Genomic DNA, 25,284 nt, shown 5'->3' with positions numbered 1-25,284 from the left:
CGGCATCCCCTCACACGTCCAGCAATGGGCGGTGCTTGATGTGCCGGGCGAACACGGCCATGAACTGCGGATCAAGGCGCGCGCCCCAGACCGCCAGCGCATGGCCGACGATCCAGAGCTCCACGCCTGGAATCCACAGTTGCAGGCCCAGCCCGACGGCGGCGGCCAGCGTGCCGTTGGCAATCGCCACGGTGCGCGGCGCCCCGCCCAGCAGGATCGGCTCGGTGAGCGAGCGATGCAGCGGCACCTCGAACCCGGCCGCGAAGGTGTCCGGGCCGCTCATACGACAGCCCCGCCAGAGAAGCTGAAGAAGGACAGGAAGAAACTCGAAGCCGCGAACGCGATGGACAGACCGAACACGATCTGGATGAGCTTGCGGAAACCGCCCGACGTGTCACCGAAGGCCAGCGCCAGGCCCGTGGCGATGATGATGATGACCGCGACGATGCGCGCCACCGGCCCTTGAATCGACTCCAAGATCGACTGCAACGGGCCTTCCCACGGCATCGAGGAGCCGGCGGCCTGCGCCGTACCGGCCAGAAACACCAGCAGCACGGCGAGTAGCAGCCCTTGCCCGGCGGGACGAAACAAGCTCTGCAGCCGGGCCTTACCGGGTTGGCGCGAAAGCGGATTTACGGAAACACGGAAAGCAGGAATGGTCATCTGCGTCATGGCAGTTCTCCAGGGTGGTTGAGGGACGTGGAAATCGCCGCAGCGGGTGCGGCATCGGGAAGTGGCGGCAGCTCGGGAAACGGCGTTTCCAGTGCGTCCGCCCCCCAGTCCGCCAATCGGTAGCCCACGCCGTCGAAGCCGACGACGCGGGCGATGCTCTCGATGCGGCGCTTGCGTCCGCGTCCGGCGATGTGGATCACCACGTTGACCGCCTCGGCGATCAACGCACGCGGCGGATTCACCGCCACTTCGAGAATCAGTTGCTCCAGGCGCAGCAGCGCACCGAGCGCGGAGCCGGCGTGGATCGTGGCGATGCCGCCGGGGTGGCCGGTTCCCCATACCTTGATGAGATCCAGCGCCTCGGCGCCGCGCACCTCGCCGACGACGACGCGATCCGGCCGCAGGCGCATGGACGAGCGCACCAGCTCGGTCATCGACACCACGCCGGCGCGCGTGCGCAGCGGAACGTGGTCGCGGGCCGCGCATTGCAGCTCCACCGTGTCTTCGAGCACCAGCACGCGGTCGCCGGTGGCGGCAATCTCGGCCAGCAGTGCATTGGCCAAGGTCGTCTTGCCGCTGCTGGTCGCCCCAGCGATCAGGATGTTCTGGCGCTCGCGCACGGCGCGCACCAGAAACGCCGCCTGGGCGGCGGTCATCATTCCCTCCACGACGTACCGCTCCAGCGGAATCACGCCGATGGCGCGCTTGCGCAGCGCAAAGGCCGGCCCCGGTGCGGCGGGCGGCAAGATGCCCTCGAAGCGTTCGCCGGTTTCGGGCAGCTCGGCGGATAGCAGCGGCTGGCCGCGATGCACTTCCGCACCGACGTGGGCCGCGACCAGGCGGATGATTCGCTCGCCATCGGCTTCGGGCATCTCCACGCCCATCGGCGCGCGGCCCGATGACAGGCGATCCACCCAAAGGGTGCGATCCGGGTTGAGCATGATTTCCACCACGTCGGGGTCTTCGAGCGCGGTGGCGATCAGCGGCCCCATCGCCGTGCGCAGCATCTGGATGCGTCGGTCGAGCGCTGCTGTGGTCATGGATTGGGGAACGGCGCTCATGACGCACGCTCCTGTGCGGCGGTCTGCACCGCCGCATCCGCCATGCTCGTGATGTCGGGATGCAGTTCTTCCACCACGTCGCGCACCAGGCTGCGGCCCCGCATCAGGTGGCGGCCGAGCTGTTCGGTGAATTGCTCGAAGCGCGCCTTGCCCTGAGCGCGGGCTGCCTCTTGATGTGCTTCGGGAACCGGCGTGCTGACGGTCAGGTAGTAGCGGATGAACAGCGCCAGCGTCTCGATGGCGATGTTCTGGTCACGCTCCATGCGCTCGGCCTGGCGCGACAGCCGATCAAGACGCTTGGCGATGGCCGCCTCGCGCTGATCGGCCGCGTCCGGCGACAGCCAGAACGCCAAGGCGGCAGCGACGATGCTGGACTTGGACACGCCTTTCTTGGCGGCCAGTTCATCGAGCCGTTGGGCGTGCTCGGGCTGGATAAAGAGGTTCAGGCGGTAGTGGCTCATAGCTCGATTCCGTCGTTGGGGTCGAGGGAAGCCAGCCGGGCCGTGCGCTGCATGGCCGGATCAAGCTGGCGAGGAAGGGGAAGCGGCAGGTCGTCGTCGTCATCGAGTAGCCCGAGATCGGCCACGGGGGCGGCCAGTTCGGGGTCGTAGGCAACGGTTTCGGAGAGTTCGGGCTGGCGGCGTGGGCCGCCGTCGTCGGTTGCGCCCAGGTGTTCCAAGCCAGCGGCGGACGCCGTGGCCGGTGCGACAGACGTGACAGGAATCGCCAGCCCGCTCCAGTCGTCGGGGCGCAGCGGCGGCGCGTCGGCGTACTGGCCGCCCGCCAGCGCGGGCGGTGGCAGCACGCGCCGCTTGAAATTGGCGTCGGCGTAGTAGCGCAACTTTCGGGCCTTGATCGGCGCCACGCTGGACACCATCACCACGGCCTCGTCGGGCGGAAGCTGCATGACTTCGCCCGGCGTCAGCAGCGGGCGAGCGGTCTCCTGGCGTGACACCATGAGATGCCCCAGCCACGGCGCGAGTCGGTGGCCCGCGTAGTTGCGCTGCGCGCGCAGCTCGGTGGCTGTGCCGAGCGTTTCTGAAATCCGTTTGGCCGTGCGTTCGTCATTCGTGGCAAAGGTCACGCGCACATGGCAGTTGTCGAGGATGGAATGGTTCTGGCCGTAGGCTTTGTCGATCTGGTTGAGTGACTGCGCGATAAGGAAGCTGCGGATGCCGTAGCCGGCCATGAAGGCAAGTGCTGTCTCGAAGAAGTCGAGCCGGCCCAAGGCCGGGAACTCGTCGAGCATCAGCAGCAGCTTGTGGCGCCGCTCGATGCCGTCAGAGCCGTCGAGCGATTCCGTAAGGCGGCGGCCGATCTGGTTGAGGATCAGGCGAATCAGCGGTTTGGTGCGCGAAATGTCCGACGGCGGCACCACCAGGTACAGCGATACGGGGTGCTCAGCGGAAATGAGATCGGCGATGCGCCAGTCACAGCGCGAGGTGACTTCGGCCACCGTGGGATCGCGGTACAGGCCGAGGAAGGACATGGCCGTGCTCAACACGCCGGAACGCTCGTTGTCCGACTTGTTGAGCACTTCGCGCGCCGCCGAAGCGACGACGGGATGAGGGCCATCGCCAAGGTGCGGTGTGGTCATCATCCGATGCAAGGTCAGCTCGAACGGGCTGGCCGGGTCGGAGAGGAAGTTGGCGACGCCGCGAAGGGTCTTGTCTTCGCCTGCGTAGAGCACATGCAAGATGGCGCCGACCAGCAGCGCGTGCGAAGTCTTCTCCCAATGGTTGCGCTTCTCCAGTGCGCCTTCGGGATCGACCAGAATGTCCGCGATGTTCTGCACGTCGCGCACCTCATGCGCGCCGCGCCGAACCTCCAGCAGCGGGTTGTAGGCTGCCGACTTCGCATCGGTCGGGTTGAACAGCAGGCAGTGGCTGAAACGGCTGCGCCAGCCGGCGGTGATCTGCCAGTTCTCGCCCTTGATATCGTGGACGACGGCGGACGCGGGCCAGGAAAGCAGCGTCGGCACGACCAGGCCGACGCCCTTGCCCGAACGCGTGGGCGCGAAGGTCAGGACGTGTTCCGGGCCTTCGTGGCGCAGGTATTGGCGGTCGTGCTGGCCGAGGAATACGCCTGCCGGCTGCGTGAGGCCCGCCTTGCGAATGTCCTTCGCGTTCGCCCAGCGGGCCGAGCCGTAGGTGGTGACGAGGCGAGATTGGCGCGAGCGCCAGATCGACATGCCGATGGCGACCAGCACGGCGACAAGGCCGCTGCCGCCGGCAATCGCCCCGCCGATGTCGAAGACACGCGGCGCGTAGGCGTCGAAGAAGAACCACCACTCGAACAACCGCCACGGGTGGTAGACCGGCGTGCCCAGAAAGTCGAACCAGGGCGAGCCAAGGCGTACTTGATAGCCAAGGGCCGCTGCCGTCCATTGTGTGGCTGCCCACACGCCGGCGATCACGATGCCGAATACGACGGCAATCTGACCGAACAGCACGTTCGTCCCTTGCATGACCTTGCCTCCAATCACGGCACACGGAGGTGCCGCAGCACTGAGGATCAAGGCGCGTGCGCAGGTCGGTCAAAGGCCGTTATGGCGGCAATTCAGGCCGAAAAAGCCAGACTTCTTGCTGTGGCGAAGACAATAAAAACGCCGCGAACGCGGGCGCGTTGCGGCGTGACGAAGTAACGGTGCGAATTCTGTCGCGGCCTAGCGACTGCAAGGGGCGCTACTTGGATTTCTGCTCCGGCCGATCACCGAAGAAGCGCCGGTTGGCGGCTTCGGCCGTGCGCGCGCAGAGTTCATCGCCGACCTTTGCGCGATCCTCCTTGCATTGGCGCTGGAGTTCCTTGATGCGGTCGGGATGGGCCACAAGGTAGTCCACGGTTTCCGAAGGTTGGGATTGTCCACATGCGGTCAGCGTGGCGGCCATCATCATCAGCGGCAGCACTTTGTTCATGGTTCCAGTCCTTTCATCGGATGGGTCAGGAGTCTTCGGTGATGCTCAAGTCATCCGCCGAATCAATGAAAGTCACTCGTTCGATGAACCGGGCCAGCATCTCAGTCGGCGCTGCATCACGTCGCAGAAGATAGGTTGTGAGCATGGTTGGCGTGCCAGCTATGCATCGAGGGACGACGCCAGACTCGCGACTGGAAGAAATATGCGCCGCACCTGCCAAACCCAAAGCGATACCGGCGGAAACCAAGGTCATCATCACGTCGAAGGTCGCTACCCTCTGGACGATAAGTGGCTCTTGTTCGCACTTACGAAGGAACCGATCAACCTGACGCGCATGACCCTCGCAAATGGCGGGGTCGCCCAGCACCAACGGGTATCGCAGTACTTCTTGCAGTGGAACTTGCTTGAAGGTGAGCACTGGATGGCGAGCCGGCACCGCAACCATTAGTTCGTCCTCCCACGCGGGAGTGGCGATGATGCCATCACCTGCATCTGCAGCCATGGAGAAGCCAGCATCGTACAGGTCGTCGTGCAAACCCTTGAGTTGCTGAGCCAGTGGAACTTCAAATAGTCGGATCTCCACCTCGGGATCTTCTTCACGGCTACGTGCTAGCAATGCTGGGAGCCGCGATGGTGTGATGCCGTCAGACAACGCAATGCGCAGTTGTCCGTGAAAGCCGTTGGTAACAGACTTGACGCTATCGCGGGCTTGATCTACTGCCGAGAAGACACGCGGAACATGCTCCAGGAATAGCCGTCCCGCGCGTGTCAGCTGTGTACTGCGAGTCGTGCGCACGAAAAGACGAGCGCCAAGTTCTTCCTCCAACTCTTTGATGGTGCGCGACAGAGGCGACTGGTCGATATGCAGCCGCTCGGCAGCGCGGGCGAAGTGAAGTTCTTCAGCCACTGCGAGAAAGCAACGAAGATGGCGAATTTCCATTCTGCCCCCCCTACATCATCAAGTGCGACGTTCTGCTTACAGAAGCGTCGGGTTGGGTACATCTCCATAGATCAGTTTGGGATCAAAGGTCTTGCTCGATTCGGTGAATACCAGTTCCTTTCCTGCTTCATGCTCTTTGCCAACTGGAATGCGCCGGTAAAAGCATGAGCGATAGCCGACGTGGCAACTCGCACCGGAGCCGGATACGCGAACACGTAGCCATACCGCATCTTGGTCATCGTCGATGCGCATTTCTTCGACTACCTGCACCAAGCCGCTGGTTGCCCCTTTGTGCCACAGCGTTTTCCGCGATCGACTCCAGTAGTGCGCTTCCCCAGTTTGAACAGTCTTCACCAAGGCTTCGTGGTTCATGTAGCCCAGCATCAGCACGTCGCCACTGTCGGCATCGGAGGTAATGCAAGCGATCAGGCCATCCTGATCGAATTTGGGCGCCAGTTCCCGGCCTTCCTCGACCTGTTCAACGGACGTTCTGGCGTGCAACGCCACTGGCGCAGAGGCCTTGGTGGAGCGGGACGTATCAGTATTGGAGTTCATGTGTTTTCCCCGTTATGACTTATGCAGTACGACGGCGGTGTTCGCACTGAGGTGTGGTGCAGCGGCCGTAAAGGATGTGGGAATGCTCGACGACGTCGAAGCCATGTTCCGAAGCGATCAACCGCTGTCGCTGTTCGACCGCTTCATCATGGAATTCCTGCACGCGGCCACAGGTTGTGCACACGAGATGGTCATGGTGCGTCCCGTCATCCAGCTCGTAAACGGCTCGCCCTGCCTCGAAGTTCGCCTGCTTGAGCAGGCCGGCTTGCTGCAACTGAGTGAGCACGCGGTACACGGTAGCCAAACCGACCTCGTGACCTTGCTTGAACAGCAGGCGATACGCCTCTTCGGCCGTCAGATGCCGCACCTTCGTCCTCTGAAAGAGTTCGAGAATTTGCAGGCGAGGCAGCGTGGCCTTGAGGCCGCGGCTTCTGAGTTCGCTTGAATCAGGCATAGGACGCTTCTCCAGTGGTTTCCCTTGACCGCGATTCCAGAAACCGAACCGCCGCGCCTTTCGGTTTTCCAGTGAGGACTTCATCCCGAACGACACAGTGCCCTCGCACCACCGTGTGGATGGGCCAGCCCGTGACCGCCCGGCCGTCATACGGCGTCCAGCCGCTGACGCTGGCGATCCAGTCATTGCGGAAGACGCGGCGTGCCCGCAGATCGACGATGCTGAAATCCGCGTCGTAGCCCAGCGCGATGCGCCCTTTGCCCTCGATGCCGAAGATGCGGGCTGGCCCTGCGCTGGTCAAATCCACCAGACGTTGCAGGCTCAGGCGTCCGGCATGCACATGGTCGAGCATCACGGGAAGCAGCGTCTGTACGCCTGTCATCCCGCTGGGAGATTCGGGGTAAGACCGCGCTTTCTCGGCCAGCGTGTGGGGCGCATGGTCGCTACCGATGACATCGACCACGCCATTGCGGATCGCCTGCCATAGCGCATCCTGATGGTGCTGTTCACGCACGGGCGGATTCATCTGCGCCAGGCTGCCCAGGCGTTCATAGCATTCGGGCGCTTGCAAGCTCATGTGGTGCGGCGTGACTTCCACCGTGACGCGATGCTTGCGACCCGCCAGGAACACCATTTCCTCGGCGGTGGAGACATGCAGGACATGCAGGCGCCGTCCACATTCCTCGGCCAGCCGCACGATGCGCTGGGTCGCCATCAATGCGCTGTCCACATCGCGCCAGACGGGGTGCTGGCGCACGTCCGCGCTGTCCACGGCGATGTGTTTGCGCTCGCGCAGCCGGGCTTCGTCCTCGGCATGCACGGCCAGCCGCCTGCGCCCATGACGCAGGATGCGGCGCAGCACTTCATCGTCATCCGCCAGCAGGTCGCCGAAGGAACTGCCCATGAAGACCTTGACGCCGGCGCAACCGGGCAGGTTCTCCAGTTCGGCCAGTTGCTCCGCATTCACGGCAGAGCCGCCGACATAAAAAGCGTGATCGCACCACGCGCGGCCACGGGCGGCATCCAGCTTGGCTTGCAGGTCAGCCGCGTTCAAGGTCAGCGGGGCCGTGTTCGGCATCTCGAAAATGGCGGTGACGCCGCCCAGCACCGCGCCGCGCGTGCCAGCCTCCAGGTTCTCCTTGTGCATCAGGCCCGGCTCGCGGAAATGCACCTGACTGTCGATGACGCCGGGCAGCACATGCAGGCCGGTGGCGTCGAGTAGGGTCTCGGCGCTCCATGTGCCGCAAAGATCGCCCAGCGCAACGATCCGGCCTTGCGCGCAGGCCACGTCGATGCGCTCGGCCCCGCTGGGCGTCATGACGGTTGCACTCCGCACCAGAAGATCGGCGTGTCGGCTCGCCGATGGCGTGATGACGTTGCCGGTGACATTCATGAGGCAGTCTCCAGCGCGTCAACCACAGCTTCGCCAGCGGTGTGCTGGCGGTTCAGACGAACGCACAGGCGGCGTTGCGCCTCGCTGCGTGCAGCGGCGTCCGGCGCCTGCGATGCCCGCAACAGCAGCGCCACGGCATTCATCAAAGGCAACACGCCCAGGTCTTGCCCGTCACGGCTGCGGATGGCAATGGAGCCCGTGTCGCGCTCTTTGGCCCCGGCGACCAGCAGAAAGGGGATACGCTGCAAAGTCTGCTCGCGGATCTTGTAGCCGATCTTCTCGTTGCGCACATCGGCTTCGCAGCGCAGCCCGGCACCTCGCAGAAGCTGCGCAACATCCTGCGCATAGGTGGCGTGCTCCTCGGTGATCGACAACACCATCACCTGCATCGGTGCCAACCAGGCCGGGAGCTTGCCCGCGTGGTGCTCGATCAGAATGCCGGTGAAACGCTCCAGCGAACCGAACAATGCACGGTGCAGCATGACCGGGCGCTTGCGCTGGCCGTCTTCATCGACGTACTCGATACCGAAGCGTTCAGGCAGGTTCATGTCCACCTGGAGGGTTCCGCACTGCCAGTCGCGGCCAATGGCATCACGCAGCACGAATTCGAGCTTGGGGCCGTAGAAGGCGCCTTCGCCTGGATTGAGGCGGTAGGCCAGGCCCATCCCGTCCAGCGCCTGAACCAGCGCGCCTTCGAGCAAGTCCCACGTGGCCTCATCGCCCATGCGGTTCTCGGGACGGGTCGAGAGCTTGATGCGCACATCCTCGAAGCCGAACTGGCGGTAGATGTCGAGCACCAGGGCCACAACCTCGCGGCACTCGGCGTCCATCTGCTGCGGCGTGCAGTAGATGTGGGCGTCGTCCTGTGTGAAGTGGCGCACGCGCAGCAGTCCGTGCAGCGCGCCGGAAGGTTCGTAGCGATGCACCTTGCCGAACTCACCCATGCGGATCGGCAGGTCGCGGTAGCTTTTGAGTCCGTGGCGATACAGCAGCACGCTGCCGGGGCAGTTCATGGGCTTGAGCGCGAGGGCGCGGCCGTCCTCGGTCTCGGTGGTGAACATGTGGTCGCGGTAGTTCTGCCAGTGGCCGGAGATTTCCCACAGGCTGCGATCCATCACGTCGGGCGAATTCACCTCCACATAGCGCGCGTCCTGCTGGCGGCGGCGCATGTAGGCGATCAACTCCTGGAAAACGGTCCAGCCGCGCGGATGCCAGAACACGGCACCGGGCGCATCTTCCTGGAAATGGAACAGATCCAGTTCGCGGCCCAGCTTGCGGTGGTCGCGCTTCTCAGCCTCTTCGATCCGCTGGAGATAGGCATCGAGCTGCTTCCTGTCGGCCCAGGCCGTGCCGTAGATGCGCTGGAGCTGTTCGTTCCTGGCATCGCCGCGCCAGTAAGCTCCGGCCAGCTTGGTGAGCTTGAATGCCTTGAGGAAGCGCGTATTGGGCACATGCGGCCCACGGCACATGTCCACGTATTCCTGGTGAAAATACATGCCCATGTGCTGCTCGTCCGGCATGTCTTCGATCAGCCGCAGCTTGTAGTCCTCGCCGCGCTGTCGGAAGATGCCCATGACCTCATCGCGCGGCAGCACGCGCTTGATCACGTCGTAGTCCTGCGCGATCAGTTCCTTCATGCGCGTTTCGATCGCGGCCAGGTCTTCGGGCGTGAAGGGACGTTCGTAGGCAATGTCGTAGTAGAAGCCGTCTTCGATGACCGGGCCGATAACCAACTTCGCGCTTGGGTAGAGCTGCTTGACGGCATGGCCGACCAGATGCGCGCCGGAGTGCCGGATGATTTCCAGCCCCTCCTCATCCTGGGGGGTGATGATCTGCAAGGCTGCGTCGTGGTCGATGACCGCGCACGCATCAACGAGCTGCCCGTCGAGCTTGCCCGCCACCGTGTTCCTCGCCAGACCAGGGCCGATGGCCTGTGCCACCTCCAGCACGGAAACGGGATGACCGAAAGTACGGCTGCTGCCGTCCGGCAGCGTGATCGCCACAGAGGCGGGAGCGGAGCCTGGAGGCGCGTTCACAGGGCCTCCACCACCGAAGGCGTCAGGCGCATGAAGCCCTCGGCATACTCGATGTTGCGCGCGGCCGTGATGCCGAGGTTGCGCTTGGCTTGCACGCCGCGTTGCTGCGCCACGCGCGTGTAGTAGTGCCACAGGTGTTCCTGCCCGGCCATGCACTCGATGGCGCGGCGCTTGGTGTCCCACACGTCGGTGATGTCCAGGAAGGTGTTCGGCTCCCAGCCGCATTGCTCGGGCTGGTGAGGCTCGAAGGCGTAGACAGGCGGTGCGCCAAGAATCTTCTGGCCGGGGTTGTGGCCTTCGGCCTGGGCGATGACGCGCGCCTCCTGGGTCACGTGCATGGCCAGCGGATGATCGAAGTTGTAGGGGTCTTTGACCGAATGGCTCAACACGAAGGCCGGTTGCAGCGTGCGGTACAGGTCAACCAGGCGGAACAAGGTGTCGTCGTTCACACGCATCGGATAGTCGCCAATGTCCCAGAACTCCACCTCAGCACCGAGGATGTCGGCGGCGCGCTGCGCTTCGTCCCGGCGCGCGGCCTTGACCTTCTCCAGCGTCATGCCGGACTGGCGCCAGAGCTTGGCCGATTCGCCTCGTTCGCCATAGGACAGGCAGACGATCTTGACCTTCCACCCCTGTCTGACATGGCTGGCGATGGCACCGCCCGCGCGCCATACGAAGTCGGCGGAATGGGCGCTGACCACAAGGGCACTCTGAGGTTGAGACATGGATGCTTTCCTTTTTTTCTGAATGGTTAGAACTCGTTCTGGATGGCCTTGTAGCCAAGTACCAGCTCGTTGTTGGTGCGCGCCACGTCTTCGGAGAATTCGCTGGCGGCGGCAGGCACTTGCGGCAGCGAGGCAAGATCAGTGTCCGGGCCGATGCGCTCGGTCGAGCGCACATAGAAGCCCGCAGGCAGATGCACCCCATCGACCACGGCGTTGTAGCGAACCACGCAACCGTCATCGACCGTGCAGTTGAACAGCACGCTGTTGAAGCCGATGAAGACGCCGTTGCCGATGGCGCAGGGGCCATGCACGATGGCGCGATGGGCAATGGAAGTGCGCTGCCCGACTCGCACGCTGGCACCGGACTTGGAATGGATCACCACGCCGTCCTGGATGTTGGAGTGGGCGCCAATCACGATGGGGTCGATGTGCCCATCGGCATCCATCTCATCCGCACGGATGACCGCATAGGGGCCGATGAACACGTTTTCCTCGACGACCACGAGGCCGCACAGGATGGCGGTCGGATCGACGAAGGCGCTGGGATGAATCTGCGGCAGGTCGCCGCGTGGGTTCTTGCGGATCATGGTGGGTTGGGCCGTGATGTCGTGGGTTTGGCGGGTGGTACGGGGTCATGCCCGCCTGGGTGCAGCGGATGGCAGCGCAGCACGCGCCGCAGTGCCAGCCAGCCTCCCTTGACGGCCCCATGCGTTTGCAAGGCTTCGACGGCGTACTGCGAGCAAGTGGGGTGGAACCGGCAGCGCGGGCCGAGCATCGGGCTGATGAACAACTGGTAGCCGCGCACCAGCAGCACCAGCATGCGGGCGGGCCAGCGCGTCATGCCGGTTCCTTTCCTTTGGGGCGAACCACCATGCCTTTGAGCGTGTCTTCCACGATGAAGCCGACTGCCTCCAGCTCGCCCCGCAGCGCATCGGCGCGGGCAAAGTCCCGGCGCTCCCGTGCTTGCTGGCGCTCGTCCAACAGTTCTCGGACACGGTTGGCATTGACTGTCCGCGCCCAGTCCGATGGCGCAAGCGCCTCCATTGCCATGCTCGGAGCCTGCTGCAACAAGCCGAGCACAGCGGCTGAAACCAGCAGGCGCGACTTGGCCTGTGTCCGCGCCGTGTCCGTCGCCGCTTCATCAAGCTCCGTGCGCAGTGCGTGCAGGCGGGTCAGCGCCCCAGGAACATTGAGGTCGTTGCGCAGTGCCTCCAGCACCTGTGCATCGGGGGTGGTGTCTGCCAACGCAGAAACGTGTTCGACTTTCGCTAGGCTGGCATAGAAGCGCGTCAGCGCCTGCCGCGCCGCCGCCAGGCGCTGGGCGCTCCAGTCCAGCGGGCGGCGGTAGTGGGTGGACAGCAGCGCCAGGCGGATGGCTTCGCCCGGCGCCTGTTGCAGCAGGTCGCGCACCAGCAGCACGTTGCCCAGCGACTTGGACATCTTCTGCCCGTCCACCGTGACGAAGCTGTTGTGTACCCAGGTGCGGCAGTAGAGCGCGCCGTGGGCGCAGGTGCCCTGGGCGACTTCGTTCTCGTGGTGCGGGAAGATCAGATCCTGCCCGCCGCCGTGGATGTCGATGGTGTGGCCCAGGTGCTGGCCGATCATGGCCGAACATTCGACGTGCCAGCCGGGGCGGCCCCGGCCCCAGGGGCTGTCCCAGCCGGGCTGCTCCGGCATCGAGGGCTTCCAGAGAACGAAGTCCATCGGGTCGCGCTTGTAGGGCGCCACCTCCACGCGGGCGCCGGCCAGCATGTCCTCGGTGCGCCGCCCCGAGAGCTGCCCATAGGCCGGATACGACTGCACATGGAACAGCACATGCCCTTGTTCGGCGTAGGCGTGGCCCCGTGCCATCAGTTCCCGGATCAGGTCGATGATCGCGGGAATGTGCTCAGTGACGCGCGGCTCCAGGTCGGGTGTCAGCACCCCCAGCGCCCGCATATCCTCGTGGTAAGCGTCGATGTAGCGGCCGGTGATGGTGCCGATGGGCACCCCCTCGGTGGCCGCCGCCGCGTTGATCTTGTCGTCCACGTCGGTGAAGTTGCGGGCATAGACCACCTCGCGGTAGTCCTGCCTGAGCAGCCGGGCCAGCACGTCGAACACCACTGCAGGCCGCGCGTTGCCGATGTGGGCGAAGTTGTAGACCGTGGGGCCGCACACGTACATAGTCACCCGGTCGGGCTGCCCGGTGCGCAAGGGTTCTTTCTTGCGCACGAGCGTGTTGTAAAGCTGGATGGGCGGATTCATGCGGTCGGCTCTCCCGCTTGTGGCAGCGCCTGCCTCAGCGCCTCGAACGTGCGCTCGACCACCTCCCGGTCAACGTCCTGGGTGATGAAGACCAGGCGCGAGCGGCGGTCTTCGCTCGGCCAGGCGGGCAATGGCACGGGCGGATGGAAGATGTGCTGCACGCCATGCACAACGATCGGCTGCGCGCTGCCCTCCACGTTGAGGATGCCTTTGACGCGAAGGATGTTGCTGCCCACGAAGGCCATGAGCAGTTCGAGCCAGTTGGTCAGTACCTCGTCGGGTATCGGGTCATCGACATGGAAGCAGAACGCGCGGATGTGGTCATCGTGGCGGTTCACGTCGTGGTGGTCGTGCGCGTGGCCGTGATCGTGATGACCATGATGTGCATGTGCATGTGCATGTGCATGTGCGTGTTCATGCGCCAGCGCATAGGCTTCCTCTCGCAGCCAGCGCGCCACGTCGGGGGTCTTGCCGTCCGCAGAGAACAGCCCGAGATTCAGCACCTTCTGCGGTGCGATTTCACCGCCTTGCACTTCCCAGCGCGGAGCGGCCGGGTTGATTCCGTCCAGCCGACGCAGCAGGGCCTGGCGCTGTTCATCGGAGACCAGATCGGCTTTGGTCAGCAGCAGCGCGTCGGCCACGGCCGCCTGCTTGACGGCTTCCGGGTGCTGGCCCAGGGTGTACATGCCTGTGGCCATGTCCACGGTGGTGACGATGCCGTCGAGCCGGTACTTCGGCGCGATCTGCGGATGGGTCATCAGCGTGTGGATGATGGGTGCCGGATCGGCCAGGCCGGTGGTCTCGATCAGCACGCGGCGGAACTGCCGCTGGCCGCCGCGCGAGAAGCGCCAGGTGATGTCGCGCAGGGTTTTGACCAGATCACCGCGAATGGTGCAGCACAGGCAACCGCTGCTCATCTCCATCACCAGGTTCTCGGTGCTGTGGGCGACCAGCAGGTGGTCAAGTGCCATTTCGCCGAACTCGTTGATGATGACCAGCGCATCGCCCAGCTCGGGCTGGCGTACCAGATGGTTGAGCGCGGTGGTCTTGCCGCTGCCCAGGAAGCCGGTCAGCAGGGTGACGGGGACAAGGCTGGATGGGGATTCGGTGGTCACGCGGAAACTCCTTCAGGCACGGGAGCCGCCCACGCCACTGCGTCATGCGGGTGCAGGCTCTCCAGGTGCCGGACATGGACGCAGGGGCTGGCGTAGCCGCTCAATGCCGCCTCGATGCGCCGTGCCGCGTCCTCGACGAACATCAGGTTCTGGCCGTTGAGCGCCGCGAACGCTTGTTCGTCGGCGCGCTTGACCGCCGTTTGCACGGGCGTGCCCACGGCCTGCTCGATGCGGTCGATCAGCGCCAGCAGCCCGAGCGTGTCGGCGTCGCTGGGCACGTCCACCGTGACCTGCGCCTCGCTGCGCTGGCTGTGCGGCGTCGCCAGCGTCGCATGCTGGTGCAGCCAGGCCGCCACGTCGGCCGGCTCCACGGGGGACTGCCGGTCGAAGGCTTTCAGAAAGCCCTGCTTGATGATCTGCCGCGACAGCGCGGCCGAACAGGGGCAGGTCGAGGAATAGCCCGCCGTGACCTGCACGCGGCACCTGAACACACCGTTGATGAGGGAAGCATCCAGACGGACGGGATAGGACTTCCAGCCGGACAGCCCCTGCGTGACCAGCGCCGGACGCCGTACCAACAGCGCAAAGTTCAGGCGCAGCCGTGCGCAACGGCTGTCGCAGTCCTGATGGCTGGCGATCATGTCCTGGAGCAGATGGCACAAGCCCGTTGGCGAGAGCGCTTCGCCCTGGCCCAGCGTATCCAGCAGCCGGTACAGCCGGGACATGTGGATGCCCTTGACATGCGGGGCTGGCAAATCGACCTGCACGTCAGCGCGCGCATGCAGTTCGCGCCGGCAGCCCGGCTCGGCCACGGTGATGGGCAGGTCGATGCCCTGCATGCCAACCCATGCCAGCGGACTGAGGCTGGGGGCAATGTCGGTCAGTGAAACGTCGGGAAGTGCGGCATTCATGCTCAAAATCCAGTGGGGGTGCGCCCCCACCCGGTTCAGAGCATGGGGAGCACGGGGGCCGGCCATCCGGTCAAATCAGTGCCAGTCGGGGAACGGGTTGTGCCAGGTCGTCCAAGCCTTCGGGCCTTGGGCCATTTCTTCGTCGGTCAGCAGACAGGTATCGAAGCGCGCGCGCAGCGCCGCTTCGTCCATGTCCATGCCGATGAGCACCAGCTCTTGCCGTGCATCGCCCACGTTCGCATCCCATTTCTCGCGGATGAGGGCGACGGCCTCGGGGTCTTGCGGCCAGCGTTCCTGCGGCACCGCAGCCCACCAGTAGCCGGCCACGCCATGCCGGGCCACCGCACCCGCCTGCGACCAGTTGCCCGCCAGCGTCGGATCGCTGGCGAGCCAGAAGAAGCCCTTGGAGCGCACCACGCCGGGCCATTCGCTTTCCACCCAATCGAAGAAGCGCTGCGGATGGAATGGCCTGCGTGCCCGATAGACGAAATTGCGGATGCCGTATTCCTCCGTCTCGGGCGTGTGTGTGCCGCGCAGTTCTTGCAGCCAGCCGGGCGCTTTGGAGGCTTCATCGAAGTCGAATAGGCCGGTGTTGAGCACGTGGTCGAGCGGCACTTTGCCGAATGCGGCGATCTCGATGCGGGCGCGCGGGTTGAGACTGCGCAGGATCGCCATCAGCCGCTCGCGCTCTTCATGGGTGATGAGGTCGGTCTTGTTGAGCACGATCACGTCGCAGAACTCGATCTGGTCGATCAGCAAGTCCACCACCGTGCGCTGGTCTTCTTCGCCCAGCGATTCGCCGCGTGACTGGATGCTGTCGCGCGAGCTGTAGTCGCGCAGGAAGTTGTAGGCATCGACAACCGTCACCATCGTGTCGAGCCGGGCCACGTCGCCCAGGCTGCGCCCGTCCTCGCCCGCGAAGGTGAAGGTCTCGGCCACGGGCAGCGGCTCGGAGATGCCGGTGGATTCGATCACGAGTTGGTCGAAGCGGCCTTCCTTGGCAAGCCGATCCACCTCCACCAGCAGATCCTCGCGCAAGGTGCAGCAGATGCAGCCGTTGCTCATTTCCACCAGCTTTTCGTCGGTGTGCGAGAGTTCGGCCCCGCCGTCGCGCACCAGCGCGGCGTCGATGTTGACCTCACTCATGTCGTTGACGATGACCGCCACGCGGCGGCCCTCGCGGTTGTTGAGAATGTGGTTGAGCAGCGTGGTCTTGCCCGCGCCAAGGAAGCCGGACAGGACGGTGACGGGGAGTTTTTTCGCGAGATCTAGGGTTGCGGTTTTCATCTTGATTTCTTCATATTCAGGGGCAATCGGCTCGGTGAGATGTCACTATGGCCCTGCGCAATCTGCGCATTTACCATGCAGCTCGATGGTCGAACTACGCAGTGAGAAGGCTTTGCTCTTCGTCCAACGGTTGATGCAACGACCCAAGTCACGCTCAGAAAATTCATCCACATGGCCGCACTGATCGCAGATGGCGAAGGCCCTGAAGCCGTGTTGACAGTCGACCGCGTGATTGCATGGCACGTACGCATTCAAGATCGCAAGGCGGTGTACCAACCCATCGTTGGCCAAGCGCTCCAGCGCCCGATAGACCTGCATGGGCGCACTAAAACCCTGCTCGCGCAATCGATCAAGAAGTGCATATGCGCTGAGCGGCTCGCTGGCTTGCCGAAGGGTCGTAAGGACTCGTTGCTGGTTGGTGGTCAGTTGCACAGAACTCTCCGTGGATCGCGATATGCAGAGGGATTAACATTGAAATTTATGTGATGTTATAACATAACTTCAATCAGAGCGAAATTGCAGTGGAACCAGGTTGGCGCGTCCATCCGCTCGACCAGGCCATGTGAATGGACTTTGGGATCGCCCCGTTCCCAGGAGCATTGACGCCATTGAATGCCGCAGCCCGAGGCAAGGTTTGATATTTCCTCTGTGGGCTAGAAGCGCTAAACTGTTGGGTGTTACAACATAACGCTTGAAGCAATGTCGCCCTCTGTCAAGCTGCACTCTCATGAGCTGACCAAGCACCAGTCACTCGTGCTCAACGCACTTGCGCGTGAGGAGAATCCTGCGAGCGCATACACGCTACTCGACCATCTGCGAGCGGAGGGATTACGCGCGCCGCAACAGGTGTACCGTGCGCTAGACAAGCTGATCGAGTACGGGCTCGTGCACCGCGTTGAAACGCTGAATTCTTTCGTCGCATGCGCTCACCCCCATGACCACCGGCATGGGCTGGTCGTCTTCGCCATTTGCGATCAGTGCGGGCAGGTGGAGGAGTTCTCAGACCAAGCCATCGAACGTCGTCTCAAAGGCTGGTCGAAAGACCACGCTTTTCGCATGAGCAAGGCCTCCGTCGAGATGCACGGTACCTGTGGCCGCTGCGACCATCCGCCCGCCGTGGAGTCGGCCCCGCACGGCCTATAGCCGCGCGGCCCGACCTTCTCAACAATTCGTCAGAAATCCACGCGCATGCTGATTGAGGCTGTGCGCCCCGGCGCCGTATAGGCGGTTAACCGCGCATCGTTGCCCGTCAACCCGCTCACTGTGGACCAATCGTAGTATTGCTGGTTGAACAAGTTGTAGATCGCCAGGTTCAGTGTGGCCTGCTTGCCGATGCGCCAGTAGGCTGTCATATCCATCGTGGCATAGCCGGCGGTCTTGAGTGGCACGGGGGCAGTCGGTCCGGTCTGCGCCAACGTCTCGTTGACACGCCGCTTTCCCGCCACGAAATTGCTCGTGAGTTGCCCGCCAAAGTGCCCGCCGCGCTCATCCCAGCGCAGCCCGGCAACCAGCCGCGCGGGGTGAATGCTGTTGAGCGGCTGGTCAGCGGTTTTGTCGTTGCCCATCGACCACTGCATGGCGCCGATCAGGCGCCAGCGGTCGGCTGCGTTGAACCAGTGGCTGATCGGTATCTGCCCCTTGGCCTCGATGCCGTAGATCTCCACCTCTCCGAGGTTGTGCGACTGAAAGCGCCGTATCGCGCGTGGGCCGCCGCTCTGCCCTGGTGGGATGAATGCGATCATCTGGGTGTCGATGAAGTCGGTGTAGCGGTTGTAGAAGGCCGACAGTTCATACGAACCCACGTCCGACTCACCACGCAGGCCCAACTCCACACCCCGGCTGCGCTCGGGCTTGAGGTTGGGGTTGGGGATGAAGTCGTGGATGAATGTCGCCACCGCGGTCTGTCCGGCACGGTTGAGTTGCTCCGGCGTGGGCATGCGAAAGCCCGTCACGAGGTTGGCATAGGCGACCTGGCGGGGCTGCCACTCGTAGCTCAACCCCAGGCGCGGCGTCCATGCGGTCTTGGATAGAGCCACCGGGGTGGTACCGCCCACGTTGGCGTTAGCGAACAGAGCGTCCGGCTTGGGTGAGATCCGGTAGGTGTCGAAACGCAGACTCGGTGTCAGGCGTAGCCTGCCGTCGCCGAAGGCCATCTCGTCCTGGACAAACAGGCCGAGGCTGCGCACGTCAGCCTCCGGCGCGGTGCGACGCGGAAAGATTTCGCCATCGATAACGCTGGTAGCACCGGTTCCTGCCACAGTGCGCTGCACGGCATTGTTGTAGAGGCTGACCGATTTGGATAGCACATCTATGCCCGCCACCCAACGGTGGGCCACGTTGCCCGTGTCGGCATGGCCGTCGAATTGCAGGCTACCAGACCACTGAGGCTCGCGGTAGGACATGGTGCTGTCACGCAGCAACGCCAGGGCGGCGCCCGGAGGCTTGCGTCCTTCGTGCGTGCGCTCTTCGCTGCGGCTGCGCTGGTAGTCGATCTGCGCCGAAAAATTGTCGAACCAGGCGCTGATGGGTGCATAGCGATAAGCCAGGCCCAGCCGGTCGCGGCGACTGATGTCGTCCGCTTTGCTGCCGGTGATGCGTGTGCCACCTGCAATGGGGCCGATCAGCGACTGCTGGTCGGTGCGGATCGACTGCTCGTAATGCTCACCCGTGAACGTCAGCGACTGCGCAGAATCAATGTCGAGCACAGACTTGAGCAGCAGATTGCGCATCTGCGTGTCTTGCGAGTTGGGATGCAAGTCACTGTCCGGGTGATTCTTGAGCTGGCGTCCGTCACGCTCCGTGAAGGACAGCAGGTTCTGCGTTGGGCCGGCCCGAAACGCCAGGTCGGCATGGCCCCAGCGGCCGTTGTCGCGGCCATCGTAGCCCGTGGAGGCAGAGCCGGCAAAACCTCTGGAACTGTCCAGGAAGTCCTGCGGCGACAGCGTGCGGAACAACACCACGCCGGCCAATGCGTCGCTGCCGTATAGGCTGGAGGCTGGCCCCTTGAGTACCTCCACACGGCTCAGTGACAGTGGGTCCACGCGAAGTTGGCCGGAGTTGGCTCCCGCCGCTACATAGCCGCCCGGCAGGCGCACGCCATCGAGGAACATGCCCAGGCGTTGGGCACCAATGCCACGCACCTGGATCGCAGCTTCACCTCCGCGTCCGCGCGCCTCACGGCTGACCGAGATACCAGGTTCATAGCGGAACATCTCGCTGAAGTCCGTCACCAGGTTTTCTTGTAGCTGTATCTCGTCGATCACCGACACCGTCGCTGGCGTAGTTAGTGCCGCTGTAGGCCGACGTGTGGCATTGATGACAACGGAAGGCAATGTTGCTACTTCGCTAGCAATGGCCTGGGCCGGTGTGCTCGCCGGCGTCTCCTGCGCCCACACCGCGCCTGCGGCTGCCCATACCCCCCACATGGCTGCGTGCAGCCGCTTCAAACGAAACATGGAAATTCCATCCTCATAAAACAAAGTATTTATGAATGTTATAACATCACAATTTGGTTATTGAGATTGGTAGAGAAAAATGGGATGGGCTCGTGGCTCAATCAAAACAGTCTGGAACTGGCGCAGCACACTGCTGGCTGCGGTGCTGTTCCTCGTGGCCGCTGCCGCGCTATGGATGGCCTGGGGCGCCTGGCTGGCACCCACGCGGGTGGCGCTGGTGCATTACCCGGACTTCCAGGCGGCGCGCATGCTCAAGGCCAGCCCCGGCGCCTTCACCCGCGCCGAGGTCCTGCCGCTGGCGCGGCTGAACCAGGCGCGGCGTTATGACCTCGTGTTGGTTTTTGGCCGCGGCCTGAAGCTCGACGATGCACAGGTGCAGCAGCTGCGCGCCGCCACACAGTCAGGAACGCCCGTCTATGTGGACGGTGCCACCAACCCGCAACATGACATGCTCACCAGCCTGCAGGGTGTCGATCTCGATGCCGTCTCGGCCTACCTGCGCGGCGGCGGTCCGGTGAACTATGCGCGCCTGCAGACCTACACCCGCCGCGTGCTGGACGGAAAGCGCTTGTTCGCGAACCAGGTGGAGCCGCCCCAACCCATGCCGCAGGACGTTTTCTTCCACTTGAGTGATGAGGCAGTCTTTGCGGACTTCGCGAGTTTCGAGCAGTACCTGCAAAAGCAGCCAGGCTGGAAGCCAGGTCGCCCGCGCCTGGCGCTGCTGACTAGCGTGCCTGGGCCCTTCAACGCCAACCGAGACCATGTGGACGCCGCCATCCGAGTCTTCGAAGCGCGTGGCTTCGAGGTCGTGCCTATCTCCGCCGTGCGCCAGCGCCTGGCCTTTTTGCGGCAGGTCGATCCGGCCGCCGTGGTGTATATGCCGCATGGGAGACTGACTGTGGGGCAAGCCGATGAGGCACGGCAATGGCTCACTGAGCACAATATCCCACTGTTCGCGCCAGTGAGCGTTTTCACCGAGGAGAGCGAATGGCTGGCCGATCAGCGCAGTTTCGATGGCAGCCTTCTGACGATGTCCGTCACTCTGCCCGAGATCGACGGCGCGACTACGCCGATGGCGATCGCCGCGCAGTTCCGCGACCGGGACGGCCTGCGCGTGTTCCGCGCGCTGCCGCAGCGGCTGGAACGCTTTGCCGATCTGGTGCAGCGCACCGTGGCGCTCAAGGCCAAGGCCAATGCCGACAAGAAGCTGGCCATCTACTACTACAAAGGCCCCGGCCAGAGCGCGCTGACCGCAGGCGACCTGGAGGTCACGCCCTCACTCTACGCTTTGCTCAAGCGCTTGCGGGCCGATGGCTACCGTGTAGACGGGCTGCCTGCCACCGAGGCCGATTTTGCCCGGCTGCTGCAGCGGCGCGGCCCCAACATCGGGCCTTATGCCAAGGGCGATTTCGCCAAATTCCTGGGCGAGGCCGATCCGGCCTGGGTGCATGCTACGCAACTGAAGGACTGGTGTGGCCAGCAGATCGCGCAACTCTTGTGCGATCAGGTGACCCGGCAGTTCGGCCCTGCGCCCGGCGTCTACCTGAGCGAAAAAGCCAGTGATAAGGGCCGCGTCGCCGTGGCACGCGTGCCGCTAGGCAACGTGGTACTGCTGCCGCAGCCGCTGTCCGGTGTGGGTGACGACACCTTCAAGATCGTGCACGGCACTCAACTGGCGCCGCCTTGGCCCTATGTGGCCTCGTACCTGTGGACGCGCGAGGTCTTCGGTGCGGATGCGGTGATGCACTTCGGCACCCATGGCAGCCTGGAGTTCACGCCAAGCAAGCAAGTCGCGCTGTCCGACAACGACTGGCCCGACGCCTTGATCGGCCAGGTGCCGCATCTGTACCTGTACACCATGGGCAACGTCGGCGAGGCCATGATCGCCAAGCGCCGCAGCTACGCTACCATCGTCTCGCACCTGACACCGCCGCTGCGCGAAGGTGGCGCACAGTCCGGCTACAAGCAGCTCGCAGACCGCCTGCAAACTTGGGGTGCCACTGGCAGCCCCGCGCTCAAGCACCAGTACGCGCAGGACATTCAGCGCCTGGCCGTGGCACTGGGCCTGCACCGCGACCTGTCGTTCGCTGCAGAGCAGCCCTGGAGCGATGCCCAGCTAGAGCAGTTGGCCGACCACATGGAAACTGTGGAGGATGCGCGCATCACTGCCGGTCTGTACACGCTGGGCACCCCGTATGCGCCGCCCGCGCTGGACGCCACTGCGCGGCTGATGGGCCTGGACGCGGTGGTACAGGCGTTGGCCGAATTGGATGTAGTGCGCGGCACCGTACGGCGTGAGCAGCTCGACCATTCGGCGTGGCTGGCGCGCACCTACCGGCCCCACGCTGAGACCTTGATTGCGCGCGCCGAGCGCGGCGAAGCAGCCACGCCCCTGCTGGCCCAGGTGGTGCAGCCCGGCGAGTTGCAGCGCGCCCTGAACTGGGAAAAAGCGCAGCGCCGCCCTGGTGACGACGACCTAGTGCGAGGCTTGATCGCCATGGGTGATTCACGCGCCCGTCGCGCGCCTGCCTCCGACACAGTGGCCGACGATGGCGCACTGCGCCAGCACCTGGCGCGTGCGCTGGCAAATCCGAAGAAGCGTGAGTTCCTGGAAGGGTTGCGTTCCGACCAGAAACTCAAGCAGGCGCTGCGTTCGCTGGACCCAGAATCCCTGCAGAGCGCGCGCACCGTCGCCAAGGCCATTCCCGCTATGGCCCAGGCGCTGGAGATCGCCGCCGACTCCGATGTGAAGCCCCTGCTGTCCGCCATGCAGAGCGAGCCCATGCGCCGCAAAATACTGGGCTGGCTGGCCGACCCGGAGCTTCGGGCGCGTACCGAGGCCGAGGCCGGCCGTGCCAAAGAGGCCCTGCAAGCTCAGGCGCGCGAACACCAGGGCGCGCTGGAAACGGCCGAGGCCACACCGGACGCGCAGGCAGCGCAGCAGCGCATCCAGGGTCTGGATGCGCCTGCACAAGCCCGGCTGCTCGCCGCGCTGCATTTTTGGCAGCAGGCACCGGCACTGCAGGACTCCTGGCAGGCACGCCGCCAGGACGCGGCGGCCGGCATCGCCCATCTCACACAAGCACTGGAGCGCAGCGCCACCCGGCGCGCCGAGGACGAAAGGCGCTTCGCCCAGGCCGTGCTGACGTTGCGCGAGCGTCTGCAGGCCATTCCTCACTATCGCGGCCAGTTGGCTGAAAGTCCGGCACGCGAGCTGACCGCGCTCACCAATGCACTGGCCGGCGGCTTCACGCCGCCCTCGTCGGGCGGCGACCCGCTCGTCAACCCAGCAGCGCTGCCCACCGGGCGCAACCTGTTCGCCATCGACGCCGAAAAAACCCCTTCCGAACAGGCCTGGACCGTGGGACGGCAACTGGCTGACCAGATGCTGGCCCAGCACCGCGCAGCCCACGAAGGCCAGTGGCCGAGCAAGGTGGCCTTCACGCTATGGGCTGGCGACTTTATCCACACCGAGGGCACCAGCGTCGCGCAGATCCTCTACCTGCTGGGCGTGGCGCCGGTGCGCGACCCGTTCGGGCGCGTGTCGGGCCTGCGCCTGATTCCGCGGGAGGAGTTGGGCCGCCCGCGCATTGACGTGGTGGTGCAGACCTCGGGCCAATTGCGCGACTTGGCAGCCTCGCGTCTGTACCTGATCAACAAGGCCGTGACGATGGCCGCCCAGGCGCGCGAGCAAGACAATGCCGTCGCCCAGGGCGTACAGGCCGTGGAACGTGCGCTCAAGGAGCGCGGTGCTTCGCCCGCCGATGCGCGCCGCTTTGCCGCCGTGCGCGTGTTCGGCGGCGTCAATGGCAACTACGGCAGCGGCATCATGGGCATGGTCGAGGCCGGCGACCGCTGGAGGGACCGCTCCGAAGTTGCCCACACCTATCTGGCCAACATGGGTGCTGCCTTCGGCGAGGGCGACCTGTGGGGCGCTTTCCAGAGCGGCGCGTTCGAGGCTGCCTTGGCCGGCACGCAGGTGGTGGTACAGCCGCTCGAATCCAACACCTGGGGGCCAATCTCGCTCGACCATGTCTATGAATTCATGGGCGGGCTGAACCTGGCGGTGCGCGAGGTCACCGGGCAGGAGCCGGCCGCGTACTTCAGCGACTACCGCAACCCTTCGCGGCCCACCGTGCGCGAGGCCAAGACAGCCATTGCCGTGGAAGCGCGTGCCACGGTGCTGAATCCAGCCTATATCGAGGCCATGGCCCAGGGCGGTGCTTCGTCCGCCGAGGTGTTCGCCGAGACGTTCCGCAATCTCTATGGCTGGAATGTGATGAAGCCCGATGCCATCCCGACCGAGATGTGGGATGCGCTGCACGACACCTATGTCCGCGACGCGCACGGTCTGGGCACACGCCAGTTCTTCGAGCGCGCCAATCCTTATGCGCTGCAGGAGATGACGGCAGTGATGCTGGAGACCGCGCGCAAAGGCTACTGGCAGCCCGGCGACGCACGCCTGCGCGAGGTGGCCGACCTGCATGCCGACCTGGTCGCTCGCTTTGGCGCCAGCGGCACGGGCTTCGTCAACGACAACCGGGCGCTGCACGGCTTCATCGCTGAGCAGGTGGCCCCCGACGCTCGCCAGGCCTATGACGATGCGCTGCAGAACGCCAACGAGGGCGCGGCTATCGCTACTGACAAGGCCACGGTGCTGCGCAAGGCTGATGACCGGCCGGCGGCCCAGCACGCGGGAGACCAGGCCGCCGAGCAAGGTCGCGCACCCGGTGAGGCCACGCCGGAACAGTCCATGGCATTGCGTCCTGGGGCCGCCGCCATCGCCGTGCTGGCAGGCGCGCTACTGGTGCTGGGGGCGCTGGTGTGGCGGCTGCGCCGCCGCCACCCTGGAGCCAGGGCATGAGCCTGGACGGCAGCATCCTGCTGCTGCTAGCCGCCTGCTGCATGGTCCTCGCGGCCCTGCAGGCCAGCGAATGGCCCCGGCCGCTGCAAGCGGTGATGGTTCTGGTGCTGGCTGGCGCGCTGGCCGCATCGGGCGAGCTGGCCAGCAGCACCAGCACCGCCGAGATTCTGCGCTGGGTCGCGTCGCCCCAGCGGCGGCAGGACTTGGCGGCACTGCTATTGGCGGAGGCGCTGCTCTTCGGTAGCCAGGCCGTGCGTGCAGCGCAGGGACAGGCCACACGCTGGTGGCGCTGGCTGGGCTGGCTGCCGCCGCCCTCAGCGTTGCTGTCGCTGTTCTTCGCCCAGGTGGCCGTGATGCTGCTGGTCGATGGCTGGGACTACGGCACGCTGGCCTGGCTTTGCGCGCTGGTCTTTGCCCTGCTGCTGGCCGCCGCCACTGCGCTGCTGCGCTGGGCCTTGCCCGATGCCGCCACACGTGGCGCGCTGCGCGTGGGCCTGCATGGTGCACAGGCCGTTGCCGGGTTGTGGCTGGCACGGCCCACCTTCCACATCGCCATCGATCCCGTACCGCTGTGGGGTGACCGCTTGGCCATCTTGACCGCTGTAGTCACCGCGCTGGCCGCTCTGGGCTGGTTGCTGCAGCGGCGACGTTGAATCA

The 25,284-nt window shown here is 64.7% G+C and carries 23 protein-coding genes; 3 read left to right on the top strand and 20 right to left on the bottom strand.

Annotated elements, in window-relative coordinates; all coding sequences use genetic code 11:
• Nucleotides 1-10: 10 nt before the first annotated feature.
• The 19 genes from QMY55_RS19250 to QMY55_RS19160 form a co-directional block, all read right to left on the bottom strand.
• Nucleotides 11-283: a VirB3 family type IV secretion system protein gene (locus tag QMY55_RS19250; RefSeq protein ID WP_283485724.1), complete on the bottom strand. Its 273-nt coding sequence runs from the start codon at nt 281-283 to the stop codon at nt 11-13.
• Entirely contained in the window at nt 280-672 is a 393-nt protein-coding gene (locus QMY55_RS19245) for a TrbC/VirB2 family protein (RefSeq protein WP_283485723.1), read from the bottom strand. The genes QMY55_RS19250 and QMY55_RS19245 overlap by 4 nt, the downstream gene beginning before the upstream one ends.
• Complete coding sequence (trbB, locus tag QMY55_RS19240) at nt 669-1,733, bottom strand: P-type conjugative transfer ATPase TrbB (RefSeq protein ID WP_283485722.1); 1,065 nt, start codon at nt 1,731-1,733, stop codon at nt 669-671. Before trbB ends, QMY55_RS19245 begins: the two co-directional genes overlap by 4 nt.
• Complete coding sequence (locus QMY55_RS19235) at nt 1,730-2,194, bottom strand: CopG family transcriptional regulator (protein WP_283485721.1); 465 nt, start codon at nt 2,192-2,194, stop codon at nt 1,730-1,732. The genes trbB and QMY55_RS19235 overlap by 4 nt, the downstream gene beginning before the upstream one ends.
• Entirely contained in the window at nt 2,191-4,200 is a 2,010-nt protein-coding gene (locus QMY55_RS19230) for a conjugal transfer protein TraG (protein ID WP_283485720.1), read from the bottom strand. Before QMY55_RS19230 ends, QMY55_RS19235 begins: the two co-directional genes overlap by 4 nt.
• Before the next feature lie 217 nt (nt 4,201-4,417).
• Nucleotides 4,418-4,648 carry an EexN family lipoprotein gene (locus QMY55_RS19225; RefSeq protein WP_283485719.1) on the bottom strand — a complete coding sequence of 77 codons (231 nt, stop codon included), beginning with the start codon at nt 4,646-4,648 and terminating at the stop codon, nt 4,418-4,420.
• Between the two features lie 25 nt (nt 4,649-4,673).
• A complete protein-coding gene (locus tag QMY55_RS19220) occupies nt 4,674-5,588 on the bottom strand; it encodes a LysR family transcriptional regulator (protein WP_283485718.1) in 915 nt (304 codons plus the stop codon).
• Between the two features lie 36 nt (nt 5,589-5,624).
• The gene (gene hisI / locus QMY55_RS19215) at nt 5,625-6,143 is read right to left on the bottom strand and encodes a phosphoribosyl-AMP cyclohydrolase (RefSeq protein WP_283485717.1); all 519 of its coding nucleotides are present in this window, start codon (nt 6,141-6,143) and stop codon (nt 5,625-5,627) included.
• Nucleotides 6,144-6,162: 19 nt separating this feature from the next.
• Nucleotides 6,163-6,597, bottom strand: a complete 435-nt coding sequence (gene fur / locus QMY55_RS19210) for a ferric iron uptake transcriptional regulator (RefSeq protein WP_283485716.1) — start codon at nt 6,595-6,597, stop codon at nt 6,163-6,165.
• Entirely contained in the window at nt 6,590-7,990 is a 1,401-nt protein-coding gene (locus tag QMY55_RS19205) for a dihydroorotase (RefSeq protein ID WP_283485715.1), read from the bottom strand. Before QMY55_RS19205 ends, fur begins: the two co-directional genes overlap by 8 nt.
• Nucleotides 7,987-10,026, bottom strand: a complete 2,040-nt coding sequence (gene thrS, locus QMY55_RS19200) for a threonine--tRNA ligase (protein ID WP_283485714.1) — start codon at nt 10,024-10,026, stop codon at nt 7,987-7,989. Before thrS ends, QMY55_RS19205 begins: the two co-directional genes overlap by 4 nt.
• Nucleotides 10,023-10,751: a PIG-L deacetylase family protein gene (locus QMY55_RS19195; RefSeq protein ID WP_283485713.1), complete on the bottom strand. Its 729-nt coding sequence runs from the start codon at nt 10,749-10,751 to the stop codon at nt 10,023-10,025. Before QMY55_RS19195 ends, thrS begins: the two co-directional genes overlap by 4 nt.
• Nucleotides 10,752-10,777: 26 nt before the next feature.
• The gene (locus QMY55_RS19190) at nt 10,778-11,338 is read right to left on the bottom strand and encodes a gamma carbonic anhydrase family protein (protein ID WP_127774625.1); all 561 of its coding nucleotides are present in this window, start codon (nt 11,336-11,338) and stop codon (nt 10,778-10,780) included.
• On the bottom strand, nt 11,335-11,592 hold the full coding sequence (gene yidD / locus QMY55_RS19185) for a membrane protein insertion efficiency factor YidD (RefSeq protein WP_283485712.1): 258 nt from the start codon (nt 11,590-11,592) through the stop codon (nt 11,335-11,337). Before yidD ends, QMY55_RS19190 begins: the two co-directional genes overlap by 4 nt.
• On the bottom strand, nt 11,589-12,995 hold the full coding sequence (gene cysS, locus QMY55_RS19180; RefSeq protein WP_283485711.1) for a cysteine--tRNA ligase: 1,407 nt from the start codon (nt 12,993-12,995) through the stop codon (nt 11,589-11,591). Before cysS ends, yidD begins: the two co-directional genes overlap by 4 nt.
• Nucleotides 12,992-14,110, bottom strand: coding sequence for a CobW family GTP-binding protein (locus QMY55_RS19175; RefSeq protein WP_283485710.1), 1,119 nt, complete (start codon nt 14,108-14,110; stop codon nt 12,992-12,994). The genes cysS and QMY55_RS19175 overlap by 4 nt, the downstream gene beginning before the upstream one ends.
• Nucleotides 14,107-15,021: a GTP cyclohydrolase FolE2 gene (folE2, locus tag QMY55_RS19170; RefSeq protein ID WP_283485709.1), complete on the bottom strand. Its 915-nt coding sequence runs from the start codon at nt 15,019-15,021 to the stop codon at nt 14,107-14,109. Before folE2 ends, QMY55_RS19175 begins: the two co-directional genes overlap by 4 nt.
• 75 nt (nt 15,022-15,096) lie before the next feature.
• Nucleotides 15,097-16,308, bottom strand: coding sequence for a zinc metallochaperone GTPase ZigA (zigA, locus tag QMY55_RS19165; protein ID WP_283485708.1), 1,212 nt, complete (start codon nt 16,306-16,308; stop codon nt 15,097-15,099).
• A 45-nt stretch (nt 16,309-16,353) separates the two neighbouring features.
• Complete coding sequence (locus QMY55_RS19160; protein WP_283485707.1) at nt 16,354-16,740, bottom strand: Fur family transcriptional regulator; 387 nt, start codon at nt 16,738-16,740, stop codon at nt 16,354-16,356.
• 267 nt (nt 16,741-17,007) lie between these two features.
• Between QMY55_RS19160 and QMY55_RS19155 the strand changes: the two genes are divergently transcribed.
• Complete coding sequence (locus QMY55_RS19155; protein WP_283485706.1) at nt 17,008-17,451, top strand: Fur family transcriptional regulator; 444 nt, start codon at nt 17,008-17,010, stop codon at nt 17,449-17,451.
• Nucleotides 17,452-17,480: 29 nt separating this feature from the next.
• Here QMY55_RS19155 and QMY55_RS19150 read toward each other — a convergent pair whose 3' ends face one another.
• A complete protein-coding gene (locus QMY55_RS19150; RefSeq protein WP_283485705.1) occupies nt 17,481-19,763 on the bottom strand; it encodes a TonB-dependent hemoglobin/transferrin/lactoferrin family receptor in 2,283 nt (760 codons plus the stop codon).
• Between the two features lie 79 nt (nt 19,764-19,842).
• Here QMY55_RS19150 and QMY55_RS19145 point away from each other — a divergent pair, with 79 nt between their 5' ends.
• Both QMY55_RS19145 and QMY55_RS19140 read left to right on the top strand, forming a co-directional pair.
• A complete protein-coding gene (locus QMY55_RS19145) occupies nt 19,843-24,627 on the top strand; it encodes a cobaltochelatase subunit CobN (RefSeq protein WP_283485704.1) in 4,785 nt (1,594 codons plus the stop codon).
• Nucleotides 24,624-25,280 (top strand): hypothetical protein, encoded by a 657-nt coding sequence (locus QMY55_RS19140; protein ID WP_283485703.1) that lies wholly within the window; start codon nt 24,624-24,626, stop codon nt 25,278-25,280. Before QMY55_RS19145 ends, QMY55_RS19140 begins: the two co-directional genes overlap by 4 nt.
• Nucleotides 25,281-25,284: the final 4 nt, after the last annotated feature.

This window comes from Comamonas resistens (assembly GCF_030064165.1).
Classification (GTDB): domain Bacteria; phylum Pseudomonadota; class Gammaproteobacteria; order Burkholderiales; family Burkholderiaceae_C; genus Comamonas; species Comamonas resistens.
The sequence above is the reverse complement of the archived record's forward strand: the minus strand, read 5'-3'. Positions and strand labels throughout refer to the sequence as shown.